This window comes from Granulicella mallensis (assembly GCF_014203225.1).
Classification (GTDB): Bacteria; Acidobacteriota; Terriglobia; order Terriglobales; family Acidobacteriaceae; genus Granulicella; species Granulicella mallensis_A.
This window is the reverse complement of record NZ_JACHIO010000019.1, coordinates 37,038-60,889: the sequence shown is the minus strand read 5'-3', so window position 1 is coordinate 60,889 and position 23,852 is coordinate 37,038. Positions and strand designations below refer to the sequence as shown.

The 23,852-nt window shown below is 59.4% G+C and carries 25 protein-coding genes; 12 read left to right on the top strand and 13 right to left on the bottom strand.

What is annotated here, in order from left to right; genetic code table 11:
* Nucleotides 1-9 precede the first annotated feature (9 nt).
* Both HDF15_RS19760 and HDF15_RS19755 read left to right on the top strand, forming a co-directional pair.
* A complete protein-coding gene (locus tag HDF15_RS19760) occupies nt 10-780 on the top strand; it encodes a cytochrome c oxidase subunit 3 (protein ID WP_184258684.1) in 771 nt (256 codons plus the stop codon).
* Nucleotides 777-1,007 carry a copper resistance protein CopC gene (locus tag HDF15_RS19755; RefSeq protein ID WP_184258682.1) on the top strand — a complete coding sequence of 77 codons (231 nt, stop codon included), beginning with the start codon at nt 777-779 and terminating at the stop codon, nt 1,005-1,007. Before HDF15_RS19760 ends, HDF15_RS19755 begins: the two co-directional genes overlap by 4 nt.
* Before the next feature lie 229 nt (nt 1,008-1,236).
* On the opposite strand, the gene HDF15_RS19750 is transcribed toward HDF15_RS19755, so the two are convergent.
* Both HDF15_RS19750 and HDF15_RS19745 read right to left on the bottom strand, forming a co-directional pair.
* Nucleotides 1,237-2,010: a heme-binding domain-containing protein gene (locus tag HDF15_RS19750; RefSeq protein ID WP_184258680.1), complete on the bottom strand. Its 774-nt coding sequence runs from the start codon at nt 2,008-2,010 to the stop codon at nt 1,237-1,239.
* A complete protein-coding gene (locus HDF15_RS19745; RefSeq protein ID WP_184258678.1) occupies nt 2,007-3,002 on the bottom strand; it encodes a metallophosphoesterase in 996 nt (331 codons plus the stop codon). Before HDF15_RS19745 ends, HDF15_RS19750 begins: the two co-directional genes overlap by 4 nt.
* A gap of 429 nt (nt 3,003-3,431) precedes the next feature.
* On the opposite strand from HDF15_RS19745, the gene HDF15_RS19740 reads away from it, so the two are divergent.
* On the top strand, nt 3,432-3,965 hold the full coding sequence (locus HDF15_RS19740) for a sigma-70 family RNA polymerase sigma factor (RefSeq protein ID WP_184258676.1): 534 nt from the start codon (nt 3,432-3,434) through the stop codon (nt 3,963-3,965).
* Entirely contained in the window at nt 3,962-4,729 is a 768-nt protein-coding gene (locus HDF15_RS19735) for an anti-sigma factor (protein WP_184258674.1), read from the top strand. The genes HDF15_RS19740 and HDF15_RS19735 overlap by 4 nt, the downstream gene beginning before the upstream one ends.
* A gap of 46 nt (nt 4,730-4,775) precedes the next feature.
* On the opposite strand, the gene HDF15_RS19730 is transcribed toward HDF15_RS19735, so the two are convergent.
* Nucleotides 4,776-5,855: an alcohol dehydrogenase catalytic domain-containing protein gene (locus tag HDF15_RS19730; protein ID WP_184258671.1), complete on the bottom strand. Its 1,080-nt coding sequence runs from the start codon at nt 5,853-5,855 to the stop codon at nt 4,776-4,778.
* A gap of 282 nt (nt 5,856-6,137) precedes the next feature.
* Here HDF15_RS19730 and HDF15_RS19725 point away from each other — a divergent pair, with 282 nt between their 5' ends.
* Complete coding sequence (locus HDF15_RS19725; protein WP_184258670.1) at nt 6,138-6,698, top strand: hypothetical protein; 561 nt, start codon at nt 6,138-6,140, stop codon at nt 6,696-6,698.
* 131 nt (nt 6,699-6,829) lie between these two features.
* Here HDF15_RS19725 and HDF15_RS19720 read toward each other — a convergent pair whose 3' ends face one another.
* From HDF15_RS19720 to recN, 8 genes are all read right to left on the bottom strand, one after another.
* A complete protein-coding gene (locus HDF15_RS19720) occupies nt 6,830-7,510 on the bottom strand; it encodes a phosphorylase (RefSeq protein ID WP_184258668.1) in 681 nt (226 codons plus the stop codon).
* Nucleotides 7,507-8,523 carry a hopanoid-associated sugar epimerase gene (hpnA, locus tag HDF15_RS19715; protein ID WP_184258665.1) on the bottom strand — a complete coding sequence of 339 codons (1,017 nt, stop codon included), beginning with the start codon at nt 8,521-8,523 and terminating at the stop codon, nt 7,507-7,509. Before hpnA ends, HDF15_RS19720 begins: the two co-directional genes overlap by 4 nt.
* Nucleotides 8,524-8,806: 283 nt before the next feature.
* Nucleotides 8,807-9,265 carry a hypothetical protein gene (locus tag HDF15_RS19710; protein ID WP_014264571.1) on the bottom strand — a complete coding sequence of 153 codons (459 nt, stop codon included), beginning with the start codon at nt 9,263-9,265 and terminating at the stop codon, nt 8,807-8,809.
* 2 nt (nt 9,266-9,267) lie between these two features.
* Nucleotides 9,268-10,422 carry an adenosyl-hopene transferase HpnH gene (hpnH, locus tag HDF15_RS19705; RefSeq protein WP_184258659.1) on the bottom strand — a complete coding sequence of 385 codons (1,155 nt, stop codon included), beginning with the start codon at nt 10,420-10,422 and terminating at the stop codon, nt 9,268-9,270.
* 54 nt (nt 10,423-10,476) lie between these two features.
* Nucleotides 10,477-12,507 (bottom strand): squalene--hopene cyclase, encoded by a 2,031-nt coding sequence (gene shc / locus HDF15_RS19700; protein WP_184258657.1) that lies wholly within the window; start codon nt 12,505-12,507, stop codon nt 10,477-10,479.
* 48 nt (nt 12,508-12,555) lie between these two features.
* A complete protein-coding gene (locus HDF15_RS19695) occupies nt 12,556-13,581 on the bottom strand; it encodes a 4-hydroxy-3-methylbut-2-enyl diphosphate reductase (RefSeq protein ID WP_184258655.1) in 1,026 nt (341 codons plus the stop codon).
* 94 nt (nt 13,582-13,675) lie between these two features.
* A complete protein-coding gene (locus tag HDF15_RS19690) occupies nt 13,676-13,852 on the bottom strand; it encodes a hypothetical protein (protein WP_184258653.1) in 177 nt (58 codons plus the stop codon).
* Between the two features lie 525 nt (nt 13,853-14,377).
* On the bottom strand, nt 14,378-16,069 hold the full coding sequence (recN, locus tag HDF15_RS19685; RefSeq protein ID WP_184258651.1) for a DNA repair protein RecN: 1,692 nt from the start codon (nt 16,067-16,069) through the stop codon (nt 14,378-14,380).
* 201 nt (nt 16,070-16,270) lie between these two features.
* On the opposite strand from recN, the gene HDF15_RS19680 reads away from it, so the two are divergent.
* From HDF15_RS19680 to HDF15_RS19650, 7 genes are all read left to right on the top strand, one after another.
* Nucleotides 16,271-17,050, top strand: coding sequence for a MotA/TolQ/ExbB proton channel family protein (locus tag HDF15_RS19680; RefSeq protein WP_184258649.1), 780 nt, complete (start codon nt 16,271-16,273; stop codon nt 17,048-17,050).
* A 2-nt stretch (nt 17,051-17,052) separates the two neighbouring features.
* Nucleotides 17,053-17,460, top strand: coding sequence for a biopolymer transporter ExbD (locus HDF15_RS19675; protein ID WP_184258647.1), 408 nt, complete (start codon nt 17,053-17,055; stop codon nt 17,458-17,460).
* Between the two features lie 285 nt (nt 17,461-17,745).
* The gene (locus HDF15_RS19670; protein ID WP_184258645.1) at nt 17,746-18,543 is read left to right on the top strand and encodes a TonB family protein; all 798 of its coding nucleotides are present in this window, start codon (nt 17,746-17,748) and stop codon (nt 18,541-18,543) included.
* Nucleotides 18,544-18,600: 57 nt separating this feature from the next.
* On the top strand, nt 18,601-19,938 hold the full coding sequence (locus tag HDF15_RS19665) for a PD40 domain-containing protein (protein WP_184258643.1): 1,338 nt from the start codon (nt 18,601-18,603) through the stop codon (nt 19,936-19,938).
* Nucleotides 19,939-20,040: 102 nt separating this feature from the next.
* Complete coding sequence (locus HDF15_RS19660) at nt 20,041-20,811, top strand: OmpA family protein (RefSeq protein WP_184258641.1); 771 nt, start codon at nt 20,041-20,043, stop codon at nt 20,809-20,811.
* Between the two features lie 93 nt (nt 20,812-20,904).
* Nucleotides 20,905-21,867, top strand: coding sequence for a tetratricopeptide repeat protein (locus tag HDF15_RS19655; RefSeq protein ID WP_184258639.1), 963 nt, complete (start codon nt 20,905-20,907; stop codon nt 21,865-21,867).
* Nucleotides 21,868-22,154: 287 nt separating this feature from the next.
* Complete coding sequence (locus tag HDF15_RS19650) at nt 22,155-22,619, top strand: REP-associated tyrosine transposase (protein WP_184258637.1); 465 nt, start codon at nt 22,155-22,157, stop codon at nt 22,617-22,619.
* A gap of 69 nt (nt 22,620-22,688) precedes the next feature.
* Here the strand turns inward: HDF15_RS19650 and HDF15_RS19645 are convergent, their stop codons facing one another.
* Together HDF15_RS19645 and HDF15_RS19640 are read right to left on the bottom strand one after the other, a co-directional pair.
* On the bottom strand, nt 22,689-23,543 hold the full coding sequence (locus HDF15_RS19645; protein ID WP_184258635.1) for a hypothetical protein: 855 nt from the start codon (nt 23,541-23,543) through the stop codon (nt 22,689-22,691).
* Complete coding sequence (locus HDF15_RS19640; RefSeq protein ID WP_014264557.1) at nt 23,540-23,845, bottom strand: PadR family transcriptional regulator; 306 nt, start codon at nt 23,843-23,845, stop codon at nt 23,540-23,542. Before HDF15_RS19640 ends, HDF15_RS19645 begins: the two co-directional genes overlap by 4 nt.
* Nucleotides 23,846-23,852 lie beyond the last annotated feature (7 nt).

Here is a 23,852-nt window from a genome sequence, read left to right as displayed (position 1 = left end):
AGGCACGCCATGTCCCCCATCCTCACACCGCCCGAGATCGATCGCCGCCACCGCGCCCACGAGAGCGATAACGGCTCCGGGCGCAGACCTCCCACAGACAAACTCACCGGCGGTAACGGCGAGGGCGGCGACAACTGGAACGATCGCCCCCAGGGCCGTCGCGGCCCGCGCGAGCGACTCTCTCAGGTCCGCATGGGCCTGTTCTTCGGCCTGTTCGCGGTGCTGATGTTCTTCATCGCCATCGTCAGCGCCTTCTTCGTCACCCGGGCCAGCGGCCACTTCGACGCCTACAGCCACTACGTGAACGAGTGGCTTCCGACCACCATCCCCTCGATCCTCTGGCTCAACACCGCCGTGCTCCTCCTGAGCTCAGCCAGCGCGGAGATGGCTCGCCGCAGCATGTTTCGCGAAGTCGATGTGATGGATGAGTGGATTGGCCTGAGCCGCCGCACCTCGCAGCGTGCCGCAGCCTGGCTCTCCGTAACCCTTGGGCTAGGCGGCTTATTTCTCGTGGGGCAATGGATAGCCTGGGACCAGCTCGCCGCGCAGCATGTCTTCTTCCGGTCGAACCCCAGCAGCCACTTCTTCTTCCTCATCACCATCGCCCACGCCATTCATCTCTTCATCGGCGTAAGTGCTCTCATCGCCGCGTTGATCGGGCTCCGCCGCTCCCACAAGCTCGCTTCGCGACAGATCCTCGTCGACGCAACCGTCTGGTACTGGCACGCGATGGGCCTGCTCTGGATCTTCCTGTTCGTCCTGTTGGAGTACGGCCAATGAAGGGGCGTTTGAGAACCAACCTGCTGCGCTGGGTATGGCTCGTCAGCCTGTTGCTGCTGGGCATCGCCGCGCAGAGCTTCGGCCAGGGCTGCTCGCAGTGTCTCGACAACACCCGCGCGACGCCGCCTGCGGTACAGGCCGCCTATCGCAAAGCCATCTATCTGCTCGGCGGCACCGGCGCGGCGCTGTTCATCGCTGGAACGCTCTTCATCCGGCGAGAACGCTGACGCATTCGGTAGAGATTTGCAGGCCCCATACTGACCCGCTGTACTCAATCCGTGGTCCGACTGCGTACAGCGGCGTCGCGTGTTGACCGCCGAAGTCCTGTGGCCATCGCATCCTGACTTCAATCACAGGCCGTCTTGCCAGGCAAAGCGAGAAATTTCAACATCAATTCTCTGCCGAACCAGGTTGGCCAAGGAACGCGCTATATCTCTCCTTGACCTGTTCGATCGGCTATTTAAATTGCTTGAAATAGGCAATCAAATCCGACCGCTCCTGAGCCCTCGGAACACCGATGCTCATATTGTTGTCCGGCACCATCATGTCGGGGTCGGTGAGCCACCTCTCCAACGAGGCTTCATCCCATGTAATGCCAGATTTTTTTAGCCCCGCGGAGTAGTTGAATCCCGCTACGCTTCCAGCCTTTCTTCCAAACACACCGGCCAGCCGCGGTCCTTCTCGATCTGCCTCCATCGTGTGGCAGCCCATGCACCGCTTTTCAAACACCATCTTTCCGCGTGCGGCATCGCCAGAGCTGCTTGTACTCGCCTGCGGTGCTTCGCTCGTTTGCATACTCGAGAGTGTTGCCACATCCTGGGTTGTCAGTTGAGATTTCAAGTGAAGAAGACGGTACTGCGACGGTGGCATCTCACCAGCCTTCGCTTCGTGAATGATCTCTCCGATCATCTGCTCTTGCTCATCGGCAGCCATCTGATCCCAGGATGAGAGATTCAGCTTCTTGCGCGCCTCTACGATATCCCACTCGATCAGCCATGATCCGGGTGCCAGGAGTGCATACACCGGCCACCGGGTTTCATTCGAATGGCAGTCAGCACATTTGCTGATGAGGATCTTTTTCGCGTCAGCAGACATACTTGCGTGCACCAACAGCGTGTCGAGCCCCTTTCCAGGCTCGACACGTGGGTTGCCAAACGGATGAACAAACCCCAATCCCCCTATGACAGCCGCGGCTGCGGCCAGCGCGATGATTACACGTGAATGTCTCAAGCGCCCTCCTCCAGCGAGTGATCGACTACGGCGAGATGACTGTGTCCGCGAACGACTTTGACGTTTGTTACCCCGAGCACACTCTGCAGCTTGCCCGCGGGAACGACCATCGGTCCGGGGTTCGGCGCAGTTCCCGGCGCGGGCTGAGGGAATGCAGTAGCCATCGCCGTGTGGAATGCGACGTTGCCCTCCACCTTTTGCACCACTTGATGAATGTGGCCATTCAACACGGTGACCGATCCAAAGCGCTTCAGAAGAGCAAGCGCCTGTGCGCCATCGGCCGTGCCCCAGCCCCACTTCTCATAAACCATCCACAGCGGAATATGCGCGAACACCACGATCGGGGTTGAAGCGCTCAATCCAGCGAGGTCGGATTTCAGCCAGGCCAACTGATCCGCTCCCAGGTTGCCCATCGCGTCGACCTGCACGCAGTTGTTGAGCCCCACAAAGTGAACGCCCTTGTGGTTATAGCTGTACCAGCCATTGCCGACCGTTCCCTTGCCGTATCGCTGCTTGTAAAGCGCACCGTCGTCGAGCGAAAAATCATGCTCGCCCGGAACGTAAAACACCTCTGAGACCCTGGCGCTCTTGATTACTTGTGAGGCCGTGTCGAACTCTGAGGCCTTCGAGTTCTGCGTAATATCCCCGGTATGAATCATGAAGTCCGGTGCCTTCATCCCGGCGGGAACCACGTTGATCTTATCGATGGCCTTCTGTAGGGTCCCCGTGACATCCGGATTCGCACCCTTGTTGAATCCGATGTGACTGTCACTAATCTGGACGAAGGAAAAATCTTCGACCTTCCCGGCACCAGCGCCGGGCTTTACCGACTGGGCCAATAACTTCGATACCGGAATACCACCGGCCATCGTCCAGAGCAGACCTGTGCCTGCCCATGCCATGCATCCGAGAAAATTCCGTCTGTCGATTCCGTCACTAGCAGGTTGCGCCTGACTCTCCTGCACTATCTCATCTTCCGTAAAGCGATTCATATCCAGCTCCATTAGGTTTATTTGCCTGCACCATAGAGAACTGGCGAACACGGAATTTATTCACGGCGAAAAAAGTAATTTAATGAGGGAATAAAGCCGGCCTAATTTAGTTACAAGGCTATGGCTCATCCTGAGAAGGATTTCTTCGATTCCACATATATCGCAGAATAGCGCTCATCCAAACCGCAAACGCAGAGTACGCCAGGTTGGCGCAAAGGAAACTCTGCGCCAACTTAGCGTCCTTCGCGCACTCTGCGTTTGCAGTTTGATGGCACACCTGGGAATGTTTCTCCAACCCTTACTTAATTGATGGCGCTGGAATAAACCGGGCCTAATATAGTTATGGAAGAAGTGTGGTTCCTACGGAAAAAATCTTCGCCCACTTCACCCCCATCCACGGCTCTACGTCGCCTTGAGGATCTTTGCACAATGCCCGCCTCTAACGGTAGCGCGCGCTTCGAACAACTCGTGCTGCCTCTGCTGCCATCGCTCTACAGCCACGCATTCTGGCTGAGCCGCAGTCATGAAGAGGCGGAGGATGTAGTGCAGGAGACGATCTCCAAAGCGCTTCGGGCCTTCGATTCATTTCAGTCCGGCACCAACTTCAAAGCATGGATCTTCCGTATCCTGCGCAACACCTTCCTTACGTCACGGACCGCCATCGCCGCCTCACGCACAGTCTTTCTGGAGGACCAGGTCGATCTGCTCGACGTCAGCGACCCAAGTCCGACTCCGGAAGATCACCTGCTCCGTCTCGACAACCATGCGGCACTAACAGAAGCCCTGGAGAGTCTGCACCCGCAGCTTCGCGAAGTCCTGCTGCTTTGCGAGGTGGAGGAGCTTAAATACAAAGAGATCGCGATGGTTCTCGACATTCCGATCGGTACCGTGATGTCGCGCATCTCGCGTGCCCGCCGGACCCTTCACGAGCAGTTGCGACAGCAAGTCGGGGGATCGCTATGATTCAAGAGTCTCAACATCTACGTTCCGACCAAGTGAGCGCTTATATCGACGGCGAGCTGTCTTCGAACGAAGCACAAGACCTCAGGCAACACCTGGCCACGTGCCATTCCTGCGCTTTGCGCATCGTGTCCGCGATGCAGCTCAAGGCTGCCACCACACGTGTCTCTGAACGCGTCGTCGTTCCGCCAGAGGCGCTCAGCCGCCTCACAGCGCAGCTTCGCCCGGAGGCACCGAAGAGGCCCGCACGCGTCTATCCGATACGTTCATGGGCGTGGGGCGCACTGGCTGCGAGCCTTATCGTTGTGGTCTCGCTCATAGGGTGGCGAGAGACTCGCCAATCCAATAGCCTTTCCGCGGAACTGCTCGATCAGCACCTGGCTGTGTTATCCAGCGGTTCCTCGCCTGAGGTCGTCTCGAGCGATCGCCACACGGTAAAACCCTGGTTCCAGGGCAAGCTGCCGTTCAGCTTCAACCTTCCCAATGCTTTGCCTGCCGGGACTACCCTCGATGGCGGCGATCTCACCTTTGTTCATGGACGGCCTGCGGCGCTTCTCCTCTTCACCATCGGCAAGCATCGGGCCTCGGTCTTTCTTACCCAGAGATCCGCAAATGAAAGCGCACCGGTATCGCTCGAAACTCAATCCGGATTCACCATCCATTACGCCTACACGCATGACCTGCGTATGATCGCTGTCAGCGACGTCAATCCCGCCGACCTTGATCTGCTCATGACAGCCTTGGTGGAGGCGCAATCGCCTCGCTAGGCCAGGGTGGATATCCTATTGGGGCGAGACAGTCGTACTCTACGCGTTAGGGTTTGAGGACGATTTTCATCGAATCCGGCTGCGGGTTCGACGCCAGGTGAACCGCCGCAGCCGCATCGTCCAGCGAGAACCGGTGCGAGATCAACTGCGTGAGATCGAGCTTGCCTGAGCGGTAGCCCTCAAAGACCAGGTCGATTCCCTCCTGCTGAATCGCCACTGAAGCCGAGTACGACCCCATCAGCGTCTTCTCGTCCATGCAGACCGCCGCCGGATCGAAGGGAGCCGTGCCATGCTGCGTGCTCGCGAAGAGCATCACCCGGCCGCCGGGACGAATCGCCTGCATCGCCGTTGCGATCAGGGCATCCGCGCCTACGGCTACCAAGGCCACATCAGCGCCACGGCCTTCGGTCGCCGTCTTCGCCGCTGCCACAACATCGCCGCGCGCATCCAGCGGATGGTCCAGCCCAAACTTCGCCGCTATGACATGACGCTCCGCATACATATCCGAGGTCAGCACTGTGGCGCCGGTCTGCCTCGCAAGCGCGGCCAGCAGGATGCCGATGCTTCCCTGCCCGATCACCAGCACCGTGTCATCAGGCTCAAGATTCAAAAGCTGAATCGCCTTGAAGCACGTATTGACCGGCTCGATAAACGCGGCCTGCTCAAACGGAATATCGTCGGGGATCCTGATTAGTCCCGCAGGGGTCACACCATCGCCGACGATCCAGTCCATCACGCGAATGTACTGTGCAAAACCGCCGCCCGCCGCCGCCCCCAGGCCTGCTGTCGTTCCCACCAGCTTGTAGCGCTCGCACTGCGCGAAGGTCTGCTTGCGGCAGTAGAAGCACTGTCCGCACGGAATATGATGAAACGCCATCACGCGGTCGCCTACCGCAAACCCATGCACGCCTTCGCCCACAGCCGCAATCGTCCCCGCCATCTCATGACCGAAGACACGCGGTGCGGAGTGAGAGCCTGTATGGATCTTCTTCAGGTCCGTTCCGCAGATACCGCAGGTATCAATGCGAACAAGCACCTCTCCCGAACTTATCTCGGGAATAGCAATAGTTTCTGTACGAACATCATCGGGAGCACGATAAACAGCGGCTTGCATGGTACGAGACATGATCTATCCAGAATACAAGGCCCAACCCCTCATAGCTCAATCCCTCATACCTCTTAGCTGAACAAAACCCAGAACAGGGTTCCGAGACTCACAGGAATACAAAAGCAACGAGCGACGAGCCATCCAGCTACGAAGCCACATTCACGAGCGCTGTTGATATTCACGAGCGCTGTTGATCGCGGACGACGACCATTTATTTAACAAGGCAATCTTCTCATCGATCTCTGTCTTAACGTTCCCGAAAGCCACTCAATCCATTTCTAAGATGTGCTAATAGAAGGTATGGCAGATTTAGTCGACAAAGAGACCCCAAGGCAGAGAAGTCCGAAGTACCTGGAGTGGCTCCGATACATCAGTGCTTATCTCATTCTGACCTACGGAACACGGAAGCTAATCGGGGGAGGACAGTTTGCGTCAGGACAAGCTCTTGGTTCCAGGCCAATCGGATCCCTGAGCGGCTTCGAACTGACCTGGTTTTACTATGCGTACTCGCACGCCTACGGGTCGATTCTTGGGCTCACGCAGATTCTTGGCGGAGTGTTGTTGCTGTTCCGGAAGAGCGCCTTGTTGGGCGCGGCGCTGTTGACGCCGGTGATGGCCAACATCCTATTGATCAATATCTTCTTTCATATTGCTTTGGGAGCGGAGATTGCGGCTTTCTTTCTGCTCATTTCGATGATGATGCTGCTCTGGCAGGAACGGGAAGCACTCATCCTACTGTTTTGGCGGAGCCAGCCTATCGAGACTCAAATGCAAAGTAGAGTCCAGAAGATTGCTGCCGCCATTGTCGTCTTATTGGTGTTGGTTAATGTGGTTGTGTTCGCAAAGTATGCGGTACGTTAGTATTCCCGGACAGATCAATAACGGTTCTTCCCAGCGGGGACGGCTACGCGACATGGGAACTGCTTTAGCGAAACTGAATCCCGAGTAGGGTTGAAGCCACAGGAATACAAAAACAACGAGCTACGAAGCACTTATACCGCCGCTACCACCTCACGTAGCGCCGCGTGCAAACTTGCCAAGGCAAGCGTACTCACCCTTCCAAGCTGCATCGCCTTCGACCAGTGATGCGGCCGCAACGCCGTATGAATCGCAAACGCCCCCGTGCGGAAGTACCCATTCTTCCCGGCGAATCGTGCCAGCGAGGCAAGCTCGAAGTCATGCGCATCGGAGATCGCTTTGATCGCACGAAACGGCAGTTCATGCGCTGCCGCGAGTCTTGCGACCGTCGCGGCTTCCATATCGACCATTGCCGCGGCATACGTCTCGGCTAGACGAGCCTTTTCGCGAACACTCGCAATCGTCTCCGTTGTCGCCAGCACATAAGCTGACGGCGGCGACACCGTGACAAACCGCTCTCCGGTACGCGCCTCGATCACCGCTGACGCTTCGCCCACATTGCCTGCAGCAAGACCTGAGGTGCAGGAACCCGCCAGGCCAGTCGAGATCACCGTTGAAATCGACGCAGCGGCAACGGCCTCCGCAAAGGCCAGCGTCACACGCTGCGAGCCCATGCCCGCGGCAACAACAATGGCATGCGGCAGCCGATGCAGATGAATACCACGATGCAGCAATCCAACATCGGGCTTCGTGCCACGCACGAGACCGGCGATCTCGCGAGGCAATGCAGCAATGATGGCGACGCAGCCGCTCATACGAGTCCTGCCTGTCCGGAGGCCTGCTTGGGAGCATAGCCGTTGGCGATAAACCAGCGGCAGGCTTCACGCAGCGCATCCTCGACCGGACGCACCTGGAATCCAAGCTCGCGTTCCGCCTTCACGGAGCTTGCAAACATCATCTTCCTGCCCATGCGCACCGCTTCCACGGTCGCGCGCGGCTCCTTGCCGCGCAGCTTGCCGGTGAGGTTCTCCTCGAAGAACGCGAACGCCATCGCCACGGCATGCGGCACCTTATGCTTCGGCGAAGGCAGTCCCGTAATCGCAGCCAGCCGGTCCAGGATCTGCTTCAGCGTTAGATTCTCGCCGCCCAGAATATAGCGCTCTCCCGGAGTACCGCGTTCCAGCGCCGCAAGATGCGTGCGCGCAATCTCAGACACATCCACCAGGTTCAACCCCGTATCGACATACGCCGGAAAGTTACGATTGAGGAAGTCGACCACGATGCGTCCCGTAGGCGTGGGTTTGGTGTCGAGCGCACCGATGGGCGTCGTCGGATTGAGAATCATGACGTGCTGCCCGGCCCGGGCGGCTTCTATCGCGACCTGTTCGGCAAGCCACTTCGAACGCTTGTAATGGCCGATCATATCGGCCTCACTCACCGGCGTCTTCTCGTCGACGATCGTCCCGTCGCGCTTGAAGCCCATGGTCGCCACGCTGCTCGTATAGACCACGCGTGGCACGCCGGCCTCGCGCGCGAGGCGGAGCAACTCACGCGTGCCCTCGACGTTGGCCTTATACATATCGGCAGGATCAGGGACCCACAGCCTGTAATCAGCGGCGACATGCAGCACGGCATCGCAACCCCGCAAGGCCGAGGCAAACCCCGCAGGCTCGCGCAGATCGCCGTTTACAAGTTCAGCGGCTTTAGGAAGATGAGTGAGATTCGAAGTCTTGCGTGTCAGGAGGCGAAGCTTTGCGCCCTGCCTTGCAGCGAGCGTCGCGATATGAGAGCCAACGAAACCCGTGGCTCCCGTGATGAAGAGATTCATGCGCTAGAGACTTCCTGCCATTTGCTAACCTACGATCTTCAACACGGAAACAGGCGCTTTGCTTCTATCATTCTCAAAGAAAATCTGCTTCTGGGATTAGACACCAGATCCAGCACTAAAGGCGCGGTTTTATACCAACCGGCCCGCTGGCCTGGAATCAGATCTATAAAGAGGTAAAGGCTGAAAGCCCGACTCATGGGTAACTGCAATGAGTCGGCCTCTCAGCCCCTGTATCTAAACTGCCAATGCACCCAAGCTGCGTCCTGAGCTGAAAGCAAGAAAACTAGTCCAGCTTCTCCGGCTCGATCTGAATATTCTTCTCGCCAGCAGCTTTCTTCTCCCAGTACTTCTTCACCCAGGCCTCGAACGTCTTGCCAGCAGCCGTATCGCGGCCGGTAAACTGCAGTGCGGCTACATCGACATAGCGGACGTTCACCCGCTCCGTCGGATTGCCCGGCTTGGGAGTCGGAATGATACGAATCACCGAGGCTTCCAGCGTCGGCGCATTGAAGCGGTCGTAGAGATACCCTTCGACCTTCGAGCCGTCCTTGCGCGTCACTGTGATGTCGCCGCGATAATCAAACGCCTTCTCCAGCGCGTCGCGAACTTCATCCTCCGACGCCAGCGCAGGAATCCAGCCTTCCAGATTCTCGCGTTCGCGGCCTGCAATCGTCTCGATCTCGTCCGCCGAGACCTGCTGGAGCTGTTCGATCTTCAGACGTTCCTGTTGTGGTGTCGCCATCGTTAGTCTCCCGCCACGCTGGTCATGTTTTCATTGACCGAGGTCGTCACAACCACCGGCGTCTGTCCGGCGATCTGCACCAGCGGACCGCGGCTCTCGGACTTCCACTCATTCAACAGCTTTTGAGCATCCGCATCCTCATATTGAGGACGGAAGATGTACTTCTTAGCCGTTGTCCAGAATCCCTTCAGCGAGCTGAAGTTGTAATCTACCGCGGAAGCCTCGTGCCCGGAGTGGACCATGCAGTTAGCGCACTGCGGGTTTCCACTCTTGGCGCCGTACTTCTCCCATCCGGTCGTCTCCATCAACTCCTGGAAGGTATCGGCGTAACCATCCTGCAGGAGGTAGCAGGGCTTCTGCCATCCGAAGATGGAGTACGTCGGCATACCCCACGGCGTGCACTCGAAGTCCTGCTTACCCATGAGGTACTCCGAGAACAGCGGGTGCGTATTGAACTCCCACGCCTTCTTGCGATTGGAGAGAATGGCACGGAAGAGCTTGCGCGACCTCGCCTTGCCCAGAAAGTGGTTCTGGTCCGGGGCCTTGTCGTAGGTGTAGCCGGGCGAGACCATCATGCTCTCCACGCCCGCTTCCATCATCTGGTCGAAGTGACGGCGCACCGAGTTCGGGTCTGCGCCATCGAAGAGCGTAGTGTTCGTCGTGACACGGAAACCCGCGTCCACAGCCGCGCGCACGCCTTCCATTGCGACGTCGTATCCGCCTTCGCGGCAGACACCGAAGTCGTGATGCTCGCGTTCTCCGTCCACATGCACGGAGAAGCTGAGGTACTTCGACGGCTTGAAGAGATGCAGCTTCTCTTTCAACAGCAGCGCGTTCGTGCACATGTAAACATACTTCTTGCGCGCCACCAGGCCGGCGACGATCTCCGGCATCTGGGGGTGCAGCAAAGGCTCGCCGCCAGGGATGGACACCATCGGCGTACCGCACTCTTCTACCGCCTTGAAGCACTGCTCCGGCGTCAGTTCAGCCTTCAGGATGTGCGCAGGGTACTGGATCTTGCCGCAGCCGGCGCAGGCCAGGTTGCAGCGGAAGAGTGGCTCGAGCATAAGCACCAGCGGATACCGCTTGCGTCCCGAAAGCTTCTGCTTGAGAACGTAGGTTGCTACGGTCCAGGCTTGTGAGATAGGTACGGCCATGCTGAGTACTCCTTCATACTTCGTGTGTAATGTATTCGATGTTGCTGTACGGTCTTAGGCTTCGGCTTGTTCACGCTCGAGCGCCTTGCGATACGTCGTCAGCGCCAAAAGCGGGAAGTACTGCTTGTACAGGTGATACCCCAGGTAGAAGACGCGGGGGAAACCTGTTCCGGTGTAATAGCTCTCGCCATCGCGGCCCGGCATCAGCTCGTCCCACGAACCGTCCTCATGCTGACGCTCGATCAGCCAGCGAATTCCCTTGGCCACCGAGTCCGAACGGGTATCGTTCGCCGCCAGCAACCCGAGGATCGCCCAGGCAGTCTGCGAAGGCGTCGAAGGCCCAACGCCGCGCTGGTTCGGATCGTCATACGTGCCGCAGGTCTCGCCCCATCCGCCGTCGGTATTCTGCACCATGCGGATCCACTCCGCCGCCTGCTGCACTGCCGGCTCCAGGTACGAGTACCCGATCGCCTCCAGCCCGCGCAGGACCAGGAACGTTCCATAGAGATAGTTGACGCCCCAGCGGCCAAACCATGAGCCATCCGGCTCCTGCCCCTTGAGGATAAACTGAACCGCCTTCTCCACCCGCTTGTCGCTGCGCGTGAAGCCGTAGCCGGAGAGCATCTCCAGGATGCGCCCGGTGATGTCGACCGTCGGCGGATCGATCATCGCGTTATGGTCGGCAAACGGGATCGACTCGAAGATCTGCTTCGTATTGTCCTTGTCGAACGAGGCCCAGCCGCCGTTCTTGCACTGCATCGCGAAGATCCAGTTCAATGCCCGCTGCGAGACCTCGTACTGGTAGCGCTCGCGAGGGTTTTGCACGCAGTTCAGGGCCAGCAGCACCTGCGCCGAGTCGTCGACATCGGGATAAAACTCGTTATTGAACTCGAAGTACCAGCCGCCGGGCTCGACGTTCTTGACCTTGACCGCCCAATCGCCCTTGTGACGAACCTCTTTGGACAGCATCCAGTCGGCGGCCTTGAGCAGCCGGGGATCGTCCTTGGGAACACCCGCCTCGCCCAGCGCGAAGACCGCATACGCCGTGTCCCACACCGGCGACATGCAGGGCTGCATGCGGAAACGAGCTGGATGCACACCCGGAACCTCTGGCTCTTCAATACCCAGCTTCTCGAACTCGTCCATCGCGCGGATGAACTGCGGATCGTCTTCCGAGTAACCCAGGTAGCGCAGCGCAATAATGGAGTTCATCATCGCGGGATAGATGGCGCCCAGGCCGTCCGACATCTCAAATCTATCCAGCATCCACTTCTCGGCCTTCTTCAGCGCGATCTTGCGCAGCGGGCGAATGTGGATACGCTCAGCCCAGTGCATCATGCGATCGAGCATCAGGAAGAAGTTGCGCCAGGAGAAGAACTGCTTCTTATTCCAGCGCAGATGCAGATCCGCGTTAGCGCGGCCACCGACGAACAGCTCATCGATGCCCTGCTCAGGCGGCAGCTTCTTGAACGGCTTGGTCGAGTAGATGACCGACAACGGCACCAGAATGCCGCGTGACCACGAGCTGATCTCGTAGATGTTGAAGTAGAACCAGTTCGGAAACAGCAGCATCTCCGGCGGAACCGCCGGAACCGCGTCATAGTCGTACTGACCCAGCGCGCAGAGATAGATCTTGGTGAAGGTGTTGCACTCGACTACACCGCCCAGCGAGAGCACGTTCTCACGCGCCCGCACCAGCACCGGATCGTCCGCGCTCCAGCCCATCAGCTTCAGCGCAAGATAGCACTTCACGCCGTAGTGCACATTCGACGGGCCGCCGGGATACAGGCTCCATCCGCCATCGGCGTTCTGATGGCGCAGAATCTCGTTGATGCACCGCTCCATCTTGCCGCGGTCGCCAGACCCCAGCAGCGTATGCATGAAGATATAGTCCGCCTCGAGCATCGAGTCGGCTTCAAGCTCTCCGCACCAGTAGCCTGGCTCTTCCTGCTCGCCCATCAGCCATTCAACCGACCGGTTGATGCCGCCAATGACAAGGTCCATGGCCATGTCGAGCCGGCCGAACCGTGGCTGCTTTGGAGCCGTACCCCCCGGATTACTCGGATTGATCGGTGTTGTACTCATCCTGAAAATGGTTATCCCTCAACGGCTGCCGTAACAGTCAGCCGCTGGTTATGCCGTGACGTCTCTCGCTATCGGAGGCGCGGAGGCGATCGCCTGCACAATCTCCGGCGGCAGGCCGAAACGTACATTCTCCGGCATCACTTCGACTTCTTCTACCGATCCGTATCCCTTACCCTGCAAATACTGAACGACATCCTGCACCAGAATCTCAGGCGCGGAGGCGCCTGCCGTAATCGCAACAGTCGAAACGTTTTCGATCCACTCCGGCTGGATATCCTCCGCCTTATCGATCAGGTAGGAGTTCGTTCCCAGATTCTGGGAGACTTCCACGAGACGATTGGAGTTCGAACTGTTCCGCGATCCGACTACCAGAACCACGTCCGCTCCGTGAGCGACATTCTTCACCGCTGTCTGGCGGTTCTCTGTCGCGTAGCAGATGTCCTGCGCATGCGGCCCAACGATGTTGGGGAACTTCTTCTTCAAAGCCTCGATCATGTAGCGGGCTTCATCGAGCGACAGCGTCGTCTGCGTCAGGTAGGCCACCTTGTTCGGATCGGGCACCACCAGCACTGCAACCTCTTCGACCGTTGAAACGACCTGAGTTACGGTCGGGGCCTCACCCTGGGTACCCTCGACCTCTTCGTGGTCGCGATGACCGACGAGAACGAGCGAATAGCCCTGTTTGGCGAACTTGATGGCTTCCACGTGAACCTTGGTGACCAGCGGGCAGGTCGCGTCGATGACCTTCAGGCCGCGCTCCTTGGCATGCTCCCGAACCGCCGGGGAGACACCGTGCGCCGAGTAAATGACGCGTGCACCGGCCGGAACCTCGTCCAACTCGTTGACGAAGATAGCGCCTTTGCCGGCGAGATCGTTCACCACATAGCTGTTATGCACGATCTCCTTGCGGACATAGATCGGCGCGCCAAAGGTATCCAGGGCGATTTTTACGATATCCACGGCGCGAACCACTCCCGCGCAGAAGCCGCGGGGCTTCAGCAGGAGGACGCGTTTCGCCGGGGAACCGGTTACGTTCTGGTTAATATCTTCGGGAGCAAGGGTGGCTGCATTCACACCCCCAAGTATACGCGTTTCCCTGGGGCAACGCACTCAATTTGAACCACGTCCGGTGCATCCCAGGGTCCGGTCCACAACCAGCGGGAGCCCCTTATTCTTCAGATGGGTCCTGCTGAAAAAGCGGAAGGAGCTGGGCCACAGACGCCCCCACCCCGCCAAGGCTGGCCGCCGCCAACACCCCAGGCAAAGCCATCGCCAGGGGCGAGGTCATGATCGGACGTACGGTTGCAAGCAACAGGCGTTTCGCGGAATTTGGCGATTCGATCATGTTCGGCCCCCTCGACAAAGAAAGAAGAAAAAGAAGAAAACGTCTCTACCTAGACACGAAAAAAGTGCCTCGGTTGTGCTTCCCCTTTATTTTTCTTCACATCGTTCCAGCAAACTCTATCCGCAGCACGAATGCTTGCAGTCGCACCTCAAATCAGTAACGTTTTTGCTGTCTTCGCACATCTGGCAGCAGAACTTCTTGCCATCCGTGCAGATGCAGGAACAACTCGCGTGTCCGCATTTCCTGGGTTCTGGCATGGCAGTCTCCTTACGGCGTAACAGTTGCTCAATAAGAGCTGTCCGCATGGTGCCGAGTTGCTTGCACAGGAGGGGATTTAATGCTATTGCCCGCGCTGCCGTCACAGCCGTTTTTCGCTGCTGACGTCGCGTTGAAAGGGCGGGGCTGCTTTGAAGGGGTGGATCGCATTGAAGGGGCAGGGCTGCTTTGAAGGGGCGGGGCTTCAGCCCCGCCGTCCCCGCGCCTTTGCTTCTGTGGCTTTAGCCACGGAGGGAATCTCCCCAGCGCCTATACGCTCGACGCCAGCATCTGCTCCGCATGGCGCAACGAAGTCTCCGTCAGGCTCGCACCCGAAAGCATGCGCGCAATCTCCTCCACGCGTTCCGGGCGCTCCATCTGGCGAACTCCCGTCTGCGTTCTTCCCCGCCGCTCCGACTTCTCGATCAGGAAGTGCTGGTCTGCAAAGGCCGCAATCTGCGGCAGATGCGTAATACACAACACCTGTTGAGCCCGCGACAACGTTTTCAGCTTCTGCCCGACGGCCTCTGCCGCCCTGCCGCCAATGCCGATGTCGATCTCATCGAACACCAGCGTTCGCGGCAATGCCGTGCGCTTGCGCTTCGCCGCCGCGGCAGCGCCCTCTTCCACCGACACCTTCAGCGCCAGCATCACGCGGGACATCTCGCCACCCGACGCGATCTCCGTCAACGGCTTCACCGGCTCGCCGGGATTGGTCGCAATCCGGCACTCGACGCTATCCCAGCCATGCGCCGCCCAGGCCGTTGCAGTCTCGTCAGACACCACATCCACCGCGAACCGGGCCTGCATCGCGAGCTCGTTGATCTGCCGCTCCGCCACCTTGCCCAGCTTCCGCGCAGCCGCCACCCGCTCTTCGCTCAGGCGGTGCGCGGCGGCCTCATAGGTCTTCGCCGCAGTCGCAAGCTGGACTTCCAGCTCCCGCAGCCTTGCATCTCGATTCTCCAGCTCCGCCAGCCTGCCCGCAACTTCAGCGCCAAAGCTCATCACCTCGCCCAGCGTCGCACCGTACTTGCGCTTCAATCGGTCCAGTGCCGCCAGACGGTCTTCAATCTCACCCAGCCGTTCCGGAGAGGCCGAGATCTCCCCGGCAAACTTGCGCAGCGTCGAAGTCACATCCTCAACGCCCGCCTTGGCCGACGCCAGCTGCTGCGCCGTCTCGCGGAACTGCTCATCAAACCGCGCCAGGTCTTCGACGTGCCGCAGCGCAGCTCCCAGCAGCGACTCCGCCGAGGTCTCGCCTTCGTACAGCAACTCCTGCGCGGCGTTCGCTCCGGTCAGAAGCCGCTCGGCATTGGCCAGCACACGCTTCTCCGCCTCCAACTGTGTATCTTCCTCCGCATCGGTAAGGCCGGCAGCCTCAATCTCGCGTGACTGGAAGCTCCATAGGTCCACAAGACGCATGCGGTCCTGCTCGGCGTTACGCAGCTCTTCGATCTGCGTGCGGAGTCCCCTCCAAACGTCGAAGGCGTTCGCAACCTCCTCGGAGCTGAGGTCGCCAAACCGGTCCAGCAGCAGCCGCTGCTGTTCGGCGTCGAAAGCGATTAAGGTCTCGGACTGCGCGTGGACAAGCGCCAGCTCCGGCGCAAGCTGCCGCAGCACGCCCACGGTCGCCGGCTGGTTATTAATAAACACACGGCCCTTGCCGTTCGCGCCAATCTCGCGCCGCAGGAGGATCTCTCCCGACTCCGGGTCGATGCCGTTGCGTTCGAGGATCGCATCCGCGCCGATCGTCGACTCGAAGACGCAGCCCAGCACCGCCTTCTCCGCGCCAAAGCGCACGAGATCGCTGGAGGCTTTGCCTCCCAGCAGCAGCACCAGGGCGTCGATCAGGATCGATTTGCCAGCACCGGTTTCACCCGTCAGCAGGTTCAGGCCGGGGCCAAAGACCGCGACCGCGTGGTCGATAACGGCATAGTTTTCTGCGCGCAGTTCCAGCAGCATGGGAGTCTCTCGTCACCGAGAGCATAACAGGAGGCGAAAGAAAAGCGCATCACAAAGAAGTTTTGGAGAGATCGAGACATATCTGTTTTTCGTCGTCATCAGCCATCGGCGAAGGATGACGACGAAAAACAAACAACAACTCACCCGTACCTGCCTGGGTACACCTGAACCGCATCCCGCAAGTACACTAAACCTGACGCTATGACTGTGCTCACACTCGCTCTACTCCTGCAGGACGCAACACCCGACCAACTCGGCCCGCCTCCCGTTGCGGCGCACTCCGGCGCGCTCACCGAAATGCTGCACAACAGCGGACCCACGGCCCTGACCGTGCTCGGGATTCTCCTGCTGGCCAGCATCTTTTCCTGGGCCATCATGCTCTCGAAGTGGAGAAGCTTCGGTGCCGCCAACAAGCAGAACCGCCGCTTCGTCCGGGCGTTTCGCAAGTCGGGGCGCTTGAGCGAGATCGCCGCTGTCGCGGACCAGTTCCGCCCCAGCCCGCTCGTCACCGTCTTCCACGAGATCCACGACGAGTACCAGCGCCAGAGCGGAGGCCGCGGCACGCCGCCTAATCCCCAGGCCATGGAACGCGCCGCGCAGACCGCCTCCAGCGAAGCGGTGACCATCATGGAACGCCGCATGACCTGGCTCGCGACCATCGCCCAGTCCGCCACCTTCGTCGGCCTGTTCGGAACAGTGATGGGTATCGTTGACGCCTTTCACGGTCTCGGAACCGCCGGCGCAGCCACCCTGCGGGCCGTCGCTCCAGGCATCAGTGAAGCGCTCATCACCACCGCCGCCGGCCTCGTCGTCGCCATCCCCGCACTCATCGGCTACAACCAGCTCACCGCACGGCTGCGTGAGTTTGCGGCGCGCTCCGACGACTTCGGCCGCGAGCTTCTGAACGCGATCGAAAACGCGGCTCTGCTTCCGCCCCCCGCCCCGCCGGTTCAGGAAGAGCCCCGCCGGAGGACGCTCTAACCATGGCCTTCTCCTCGCGAGGACAGACGCAGACAGCGCTCGCCGACATCAACATCACGCCGCTGGTAGACGTCGTGCTCGTACTGCTGCTCATCTTCATGCTGACCGCTCCGGTGCTGCAAAGCGGCGTCGAAGTCGCCGTGCCACATACCCGCACCGTGAACCAGCTCACCGAAGAGCACAGCGTCATCACCATCGACAAGGACCAGAACGTCTTCCTGCAGGACAAGCCGGTCAACATCCACGATCTGCCTGCGGCGCTGGGCCCGACGGCAAAGAACACCAAGCGCGTCGTCTACGTCCGCGCCGATCAGAAGGTGCCCTTCGGGGCGTTCGCGTCCGTCATGGATGCCGTCAAACAAGCAGGCATTACAAATATCAGCATCGTGACGCAGCCACTAGACAAGTAACGAAGCTTGTTTGACGAAGCTGGTGCAGAAGGTTGTTTTGAAGGGGAGGGGCTTCAGCCCCTCCGTCGCAGAGCGGGTAGAGAAGCGGCTTTAGCCGCGGAGGGAATGCGGGACGTGGATAGACACTTACAGGAACAAGCTATACATCTATGTGGTTCAGGCCGCAGCTTTGCGGGGAGCGAGCATCCCCTCCGCGGCTAAAGCCGACTTTACGATTGAATAAATCGGCGGGGCTGAAGCCCCGCCCCTTCAAAACTACAAACCAGGTACAAGAACGAAAGACAGATGAGTAATTACGCCACCACGAGCGAGGAACGGGACGACCGGTTCGGCAGCGGTCTTGCCGGAGCGATCGTGCTGCATCTCGCCCTGATCGGCGGGCTTGCCGCCGTGGCCATCTTCGAACACGTTCATACCCCGCACTGGGGTGAAAACACGGCCTCCATCGGAGCGATCCAGGCCTCCATGGTCTCGGCGATTCCCTTGCCCCCTAAAGCCGCTCCCGTCAAAGATTCGGTGCTTGCCTCGGAGGACGTCACCCCCACGCCCCAGCCTCCGCCCAAAGAAGCCACCCAGCCACCGCCTAAGCCAACCGATGTGTTGATCAAGGCAAAGACGCCGACAAAGGTCCCCAAGGTCGCTCCCATCGAGACGCCGGTGCCTCCCAAGCATCCCCAGCCCGCTCCGGTAACGCCGAAGGCAGCGAGCGGAGACGCTGCCACGCAGCTGCCGCAATCGGTATCCCAGCTAAAAAACGGTACCGCGGCCCTCACCGTTCAGAATCGCGTCTTCGGCAATCGCTATGCGTATTACCTGAGAATTGTGGCCAACGCGGTCAACCAGAGCTACGCCACCTACTCAGGGCAGGCCGATCCGAACGCTTCCATGAACAAGAGCGTGACGCTGCTCTTCGACATCCAGCGTGACGGGTCGATTGCGAATCTTCACGTCGAAAACCACAGCGGCTCCTCTACACTCGACACCGCTGCACTCCGGGCCATTCAGCATCTGGACAACTTTCCACAGCTTCCGGAAGGCGATCACATCACAATTGAGTACAAGTTTGATTATCGCCAGCAGTGATCAAACCACTCTTCACACGCAATCTGCGTCTACCATTACAGAAGAATGATTGGGACAATGAAATCCATCCGTGCAGGGAAGAACGTTAGCCTCTTTGCCGTCCTGTTTGCGTCGATCGCAGTACCCTCGATGCACGCACAGGACTGGTTTCACCTGGAGACCAGTGGCGGCGCCACCCGTATTCGTATCGCCGTTGCCAACTTCAAGCCTCAGGCCGGCGATCCTGCCGCCTACAAACACACCTTCGACACCACGCTCTTCGCCGACCTTACCGCCGCCGGCCTCTTCGACATCGTCTCCAAGGACATGATCCCGCAGAGCACCCCGGGCACCCAGGCCGAGATCAGCCTCGCGCAGTGGTCGGCCGCACCGGCCAGTGCGGCGATGGTCGCCTTCGGCAACGTCGGCGTGGCCAACGATCGCCTCGTCGTCAACGGCTTCCTCGACGACGCCAAGAACGCGCAGTATCCGCAGGTCTTCGCCAAGCAATACAACGAAGCAGCCAGCGACGACAGCGCGCGCCAGATCGCCCACCGCTTTGCCGACGAGATCATCGCCCGGCTCGGTGGCGGCGTCTCCGGCATCGCCGAGACGAAGATCTACTACTCCAAGCGCACCGGCACCGGCAAAGAGATCTGGGAGATGGACTACGACGGCGCCAACCAGCATGAGATCACTCATCTGGGCGCTATATCGATCTCTCCGCGCGTCTCGCCGGACAACTCCCGCGTGGCCTTCAGCTCCCTGGGCAAAGACGGCTTCCAGATCAAGATGTACTCCCTGCTGCTCGGTCGCCTCGTGAACTTCACCTCCGCGGGCGGAACGAACGTCTCTCCGGCCTGGGCGCCGAGCGGCCAGCAACTCGCCTTCTCCTCTTCGCGTACCGGCGATCCTGAGATCTGGATCTCCGACCCCGAAGGCCGCGTCGCGCACAAGATCACCAGCTTCATCGGCCCGGACGTCTCGCCCACCTGGAACCCCAAGACCGGCGGCCAGATCGCCTGGATCAGCGGACGCACTCACCTGCCGCAGCTCTACATCATGGACGCGGACGGCTCCGGCGTGCAGCGCCTCACCGATGGCGGCTATGCTACCTCGCCTTCGTGGTCTCCCAACGGACAGTTCCTCACCTTCGCCTGGGACCGCAAGTACGGCCCCGGCGCTCCCGGCGGACAGGACATCTACGTGATGGAGATTGCCTCCAAGAAGTGGATCCAGCTCACGCATGACATCGGCCCCTGCGACTTCCCTTCCTGGTCACCGGATGGCCGCCACATCGTCTTCGCGAATGGCAATGGTGCTCATACGCGCATCATGTCCATGCTGGCCGATGGCACACAAAAGCAGGCTCTGACAGGCGCCGGCTCGGACATGCCGAACTGGAGCTGGAAGTAAGCACCGCAACAACGTCGTGATACGATATTAACTGCGATACCAGTAGTTTTCGACTAGTGAAGCATAAGATTACAGAAGGTTTACCAAAGAAAGAGGACGACCATGATCTCAAGCCAATCAAACATCTGGAAAGCGACGCTGCTAGGTGCCACGTTCGCGCTCCTCACCATCACAGGCTGCCACCACGATCACGCGTCCGCCATTCCCGCGAACGCAGGTGCTCCTGACAACTCGGGAGGCCCCGCGCCGACCGCCTCGCTCACCGCAGATCCGCCGTCCATCGATCTCGGCCAGTCCGTCGTCTTGAACTGGCGCACCACCAACGCCACCAGCGTCACCATCGACGGCATTGGACAGTTGCCCATCAACGGCACCCAGACCGTCTCGCCTTCGAACTCGACCAACTTCCACCTGATCGCCAAGGGTGACGGCGGCGTGACCGAAGCCAATGTCCGCGTCACCGTGCGCGTTCCTGTCGTCCCCAGCATGGGAGCCGATAACAACACCGATGGCGACATGGGTTCTGAAGCCGCCTTCCACCAGAACGTGCAGGATCTGTTCTACGACTATGACAGCTTCGATCTGCGCCCCGACGCCCAGTCCTCGGTGATGCACGCTGCCAGCTACCTCAACGCACATCCCGCGATCAAGGTTCTGATCGGTGGCTACTGCGATGACCGCGGCTCAGCCGAGTACAACATCACGCTCGGCGAAAACCGCGCCAATGCCGCAAAGACAGCACTGGTCAGCGCGGGTGTCTCAGCTAACCGCCTGCGTGTCGTAAGCTACGGTAAAGAGAAGCAGTTCTGCACCGAAGAGAACGAGAGCTGCTGGCAGCAGAATCGCCGCGCCCAGTTCACGCTCGACAAGTAACGATCGGGACAGACGCCGCGCAGGATCTTGCCTTATCCTCCTGCGCGGCGTTTGCCGTTCCCCGACCATCTCAGCCTGAGGAGATTGCACCCCATGTTCCATTCACGTCCTGTACGCTTCGCTGCTGTGGCCCTGCTCTTTGCAGGGCTTTCGAGTCTGCCCGCCCACGCTGTGAGCAAGGACATGATCCAGTTGCAGACGCAGATTCAACAGTTGCAGGACGCCGTCGCGCGGCTGCAGCAATCCAATGACGAGCGCATGGGCGTCATGAAAGACCTCGTCCAGCAGACTGCCGATGCTGTGAACAAAATGTCTGTGGCCGTCAATGGGATGGAGCTGCGACTGCAAAACCAGCAGGAGGCAGCGGGCGCGAAGTCCGATCAGCTCTCCGGCCAGGTTCAATCTCTCAATGACACGCTCGACGAGCTGAAGGCCCGCATGGCGCGCATGGAAAAGACGCTGAGCGACATCCAGAACCAGCAGCAGTCGGCGAACGCCATCCTCGGCAATCTGCCCCAGGGAACCGGCGCACCGGCAGCAGCCCAGCCCCAGCCTTCCACCGTCATCCCCCCCACAGCACCGAGCGACAACGGCGGCCCCGCCGATCAGCCCGCCGCACCGATCACGAGGCCCGACGCCAAGCCCTCAGCCTCCGATGCTCCTCCGGTAGCCGATATGTATCGCACCGCCTACAGCGACTACATGGGAGCCAAGTACGATCTCGCCTCGTCGGAGTTCAACGATCTCATCAAGGCCTACCCGGACGATAACCTCGCCGGCAACGCCTACTTCTACATCGGCGAGATCAACAGCAAGACCCAGAAGCCGACAGCGGCGGTCAAGAGCTACGACCACCTGCTCGAACGCTACCCGGACAACGCCAAGATCCCGGCCGCCCACCTGCACAAGGGTGAGGCCCTGCTCGCCATGAAGCAGAACGATGCCGGTATCCGCGAACTGCGTTCGCTGATCCAGCGCTTCCCTCAATCTCCGGAAGCCTCCCAGGCCCGCAGCAAACTCAACGGCATGGGCGTACCAATTACACCGCGCCGGTAAAAGCGGGGCAATAGAAGAGGGCTGAAGGCTCGACCTATCGTGGCATTCACGAATAGATCCGGTCTTCAGCCCTTTTCTATTGCCTCTGCTCTTGCTCATATTGCTACCTTTGCTTTGGCCTAGGGCTGTTCCTCTGATCATTGCTCTTGTTATGACTCTGACTCTGCCTTTGCTCTTGTCGTTGCTTTTGTTGTTGCTCTTGGGCGGAGCAGCGGGCTTTAGCCCGCGGTAACTGCCCACCCACAAAAAGGGCTTTAGCCCTGGGCTCTTCGTGTATGCTGCCTAAGATGAAACGCGCCCCACAAGAGATGCGGACCTACTCTCTGACGGCTATCACCGCAGGCAGGCGCAGCCTATTCCAGGTCACGGCAACCGCCGAACTTTTTATTGACACCATCCAAACCTACCGTCTGAAACAAAAATTCGAACTTTATTGTTTCGTCGTAATGCCGGATCACGTTTATCTCCTGCCAACTCCCGCGCCGGACACTCCATTGGAAAAAACGGTACAGCTCATCAAGGGCGGTTTCTCCTTCCGGTTAAAGCACAAGCTGGAGGTCTGGGAGCGCGGCTATTATGACAGGCGCATCCTTGATGGAATGTCCTTCGATACATGCCGGCAATACATTGAACAAAATCCTGTGCGTGCCCACCTTGCAACCCACGCCCACGAATATGCCTATACCTCGGCCACAAGGCCAGAGATGGTCGATCCCAAACCTGCATGGTTCCAAGGTGAGAACCAGGGCTAAAGCCCGCTGCTCCGCCCAAAAAGATCAATGACCACGCAGCGGAATAGCAAATATCCAGAGAAACTCTAGCTAGATATTAGCGACCCGATCCCACCCGGGATTTTGCGTGATCCACTCGCTCGACCGGCACCAGCTCGTCTCCATCTCTGGAATGCTGAGCATGCCATGACCTTGCCGGCAGACCAGCTCGTTGCCGTTCCACTCAAGAAGATTATGCGAGGGACGGCCTACACGCGCAGGTGTGGAAAGCACGCGGAGACATTGATTGCAACGCTGCCCCTGATCGTGGAAGGCCCAGCGCAGGCCAACCAGGGAGATGCAGACGGAAATAAGCACTTGAACCAGGTCTGCCGTAACAGGCAGAGACGCATGAAGAGGCTGGCAAACATCGGTGCTCAACAGAAAGGAGAGCACCAGAACGAGCGTTGCCTTTGCGGCGAAGAAGAGCTGCCGCTTGATCCAGTACATTGTTTTACCCGTTGCACTGGGCTTGACATGTCTGCGTGAGGCCGTAGCAAACGTGACAAAGGCCACGAGGGGCGTTTCGATGAGGAAACGCTTGAAGGGGCCGCCAAGATTGAGACTGAGCGCATGCCAACCTCCGTTAAGCGCCAGGGAGGCCAGCGCGGAAAGCAGGCAAAGAGCAAAGAGCGAGGAGAGGCAAAGAATGGCTGTACCGCTTAGGGCGCGTCTCCAGCTATCGGTGCGGAGCCAGAGAGCATCACGCATGAGACCAATCGAAAGATCGACCGTGATACCCAAGGCCTGGGAACGAGGGTTCCGAGTCCGATGGTGAATATGCCAAAGCTCAGCTTGCCAGGTGTGGAACCACTCTTCGCGTTCGGCAGCGGGAACGGCCTTCCCCAGGATGCGCAGGAGGATTCGATCGAAGAGCGGCAGAGGCGAAGGGAGTGCATGGCTCATGAGTGCTTCTCCGAAACAAGGCGGGCAAGAAGTGGATATCTCTCAGTAGCAGCGAGCGCGGCGGCTTTGCCTTCGCGCGTGACCTCATAGTAACGGCGGGCCGGACGCTGGTTGGTCGCGGCTTCTTCTTCTGCTTCCCACTTGGAGGTAACAAGCTCGTCGCGCTCGAGACGGCGGAGTGCCGGATACACCGTGCCGCTGGGCAGACCGGTGACCTCCATGACATCGAAGCCGAAGCAGTAGCCGAGGCTGAGTGTCTTGAGGATGAGAGCCGCGCTATGGGAGAGACGAGGGGTACTCATAAACTAT

What these genes read in the sequence shown, in the direction of transcription:
- HDF15_RS19725 (WP_184258670.1), top strand. Translation starts at nt 6,138, where the DNA reads ATGGCAGATTTAGTCGACAAAGAGACCCCAAGGCAGAGAAGTCCGAAG.
- HDF15_RS19690 (WP_184258653.1), bottom strand. Translation starts at nt 13,852, where the DNA reads ATGATCGAATCGCCAAATTCCGCGAAACGCCTGTTGCTTGCAACCGTA.
- HDF15_RS19740 (WP_184258676.1), top strand. Translation starts at nt 3,432, where the DNA reads ATGCCCGCCTCTAACGGTAGCGCGCGCTTCGAACAACTCGTGCTGCCT.
- HDF15_RS19665 (WP_184258643.1), top strand. Translation starts at nt 18,601, where the DNA reads ATGAAATCCATCCGTGCAGGGAAGAACGTTAGCCTCTTTGCCGTCCTG.
- HDF15_RS19755 (WP_184258682.1), top strand. Translation starts at nt 777, where the DNA reads ATGAAGGGGCGTTTGAGAACCAACCTGCTGCGCTGGGTATGGCTCGTC.
- HDF15_RS19730 (WP_184258671.1), bottom strand. Translation starts at nt 5,855, where the DNA reads ATGTCTCGTACCATGCAAGCCGCTGTTTATCGTGCTCCCGATGATGTT.
- HDF15_RS19720 (WP_184258668.1), bottom strand. Translation starts at nt 7,510, where the DNA reads ATGAGCGGCTGCGTCGCCATCATTGCTGCATTGCCTCGCGAGATCGCC.
- HDF15_RS19660 (WP_184258641.1), top strand. Translation starts at nt 20,041, where the DNA reads ATGATCTCAAGCCAATCAAACATCTGGAAAGCGACGCTGCTAGGTGCC.
- HDF15_RS19735 (WP_184258674.1), top strand. Translation starts at nt 3,962, where the DNA reads ATGATTCAAGAGTCTCAACATCTACGTTCCGACCAAGTGAGCGCTTAT.
- HDF15_RS19745 (WP_184258678.1), bottom strand. Translation starts at nt 3,002, where the DNA reads ATGAATCGCTTTACGGAAGATGAGATAGTGCAGGAGAGTCAGGCGCAA.
- HDF15_RS19760 (WP_184258684.1), top strand. Translation starts at nt 10, where the DNA reads ATGTCCCCCATCCTCACACCGCCCGAGATCGATCGCCGCCACCGCGCC.
- HDF15_RS19675 (WP_184258647.1), top strand. Translation starts at nt 17,053, where the DNA reads ATGGCCTTCTCCTCGCGAGGACAGACGCAGACAGCGCTCGCCGACATC.
- hpnH (WP_184258659.1), bottom strand. Translation starts at nt 10,422, where the DNA reads ATGGCCGTACCTATCTCACAAGCCTGGACCGTAGCAACCTACGTTCTC.
- HDF15_RS19640 (WP_014264557.1), bottom strand. Translation starts at nt 23,845, where the DNA reads ATGAGTACCCCTCGTCTCTCCCATAGCGCGGCTCTCATCCTCAAGACA.
- HDF15_RS19645 (WP_184258635.1), bottom strand. Translation starts at nt 23,543, where the DNA reads ATGAGCCATGCACTCCCTTCGCCTCTGCCGCTCTTCGATCGAATCCTC.
- hpnA (WP_184258665.1), bottom strand. Translation starts at nt 8,523, where the DNA reads ATGAATCTCTTCATCACGGGAGCCACGGGTTTCGTTGGCTCTCATATC.
- recN (WP_184258651.1), bottom strand. Translation starts at nt 16,069, where the DNA reads ATGCTGCTGGAACTGCGCGCAGAAAACTATGCCGTTATCGACCACGCG.
- HDF15_RS19710 (WP_014264571.1), bottom strand. Translation starts at nt 9,265, where the DNA reads ATGGCGACACCACAACAGGAACGTCTGAAGATCGAACAGCTCCAGCAG.
- HDF15_RS19670 (WP_184258645.1), top strand. Translation starts at nt 17,746, where the DNA reads ATGAGTAATTACGCCACCACGAGCGAGGAACGGGACGACCGGTTCGGC.
- HDF15_RS19655 (WP_184258639.1), top strand. Translation starts at nt 20,905, where the DNA reads ATGTTCCATTCACGTCCTGTACGCTTCGCTGCTGTGGCCCTGCTCTTT.
- HDF15_RS19680 (WP_184258649.1), top strand. Translation starts at nt 16,271, where the DNA reads ATGACTGTGCTCACACTCGCTCTACTCCTGCAGGACGCAACACCCGAC.
- HDF15_RS19650 (WP_184258637.1), top strand. Translation starts at nt 22,155, where the DNA reads ATGAAACGCGCCCCACAAGAGATGCGGACCTACTCTCTGACGGCTATC.
- shc (WP_184258657.1), bottom strand. Translation starts at nt 12,507, where the DNA reads ATGAGTACAACACCGATCAATCCGAGTAATCCGGGGGGTACGGCTCCA.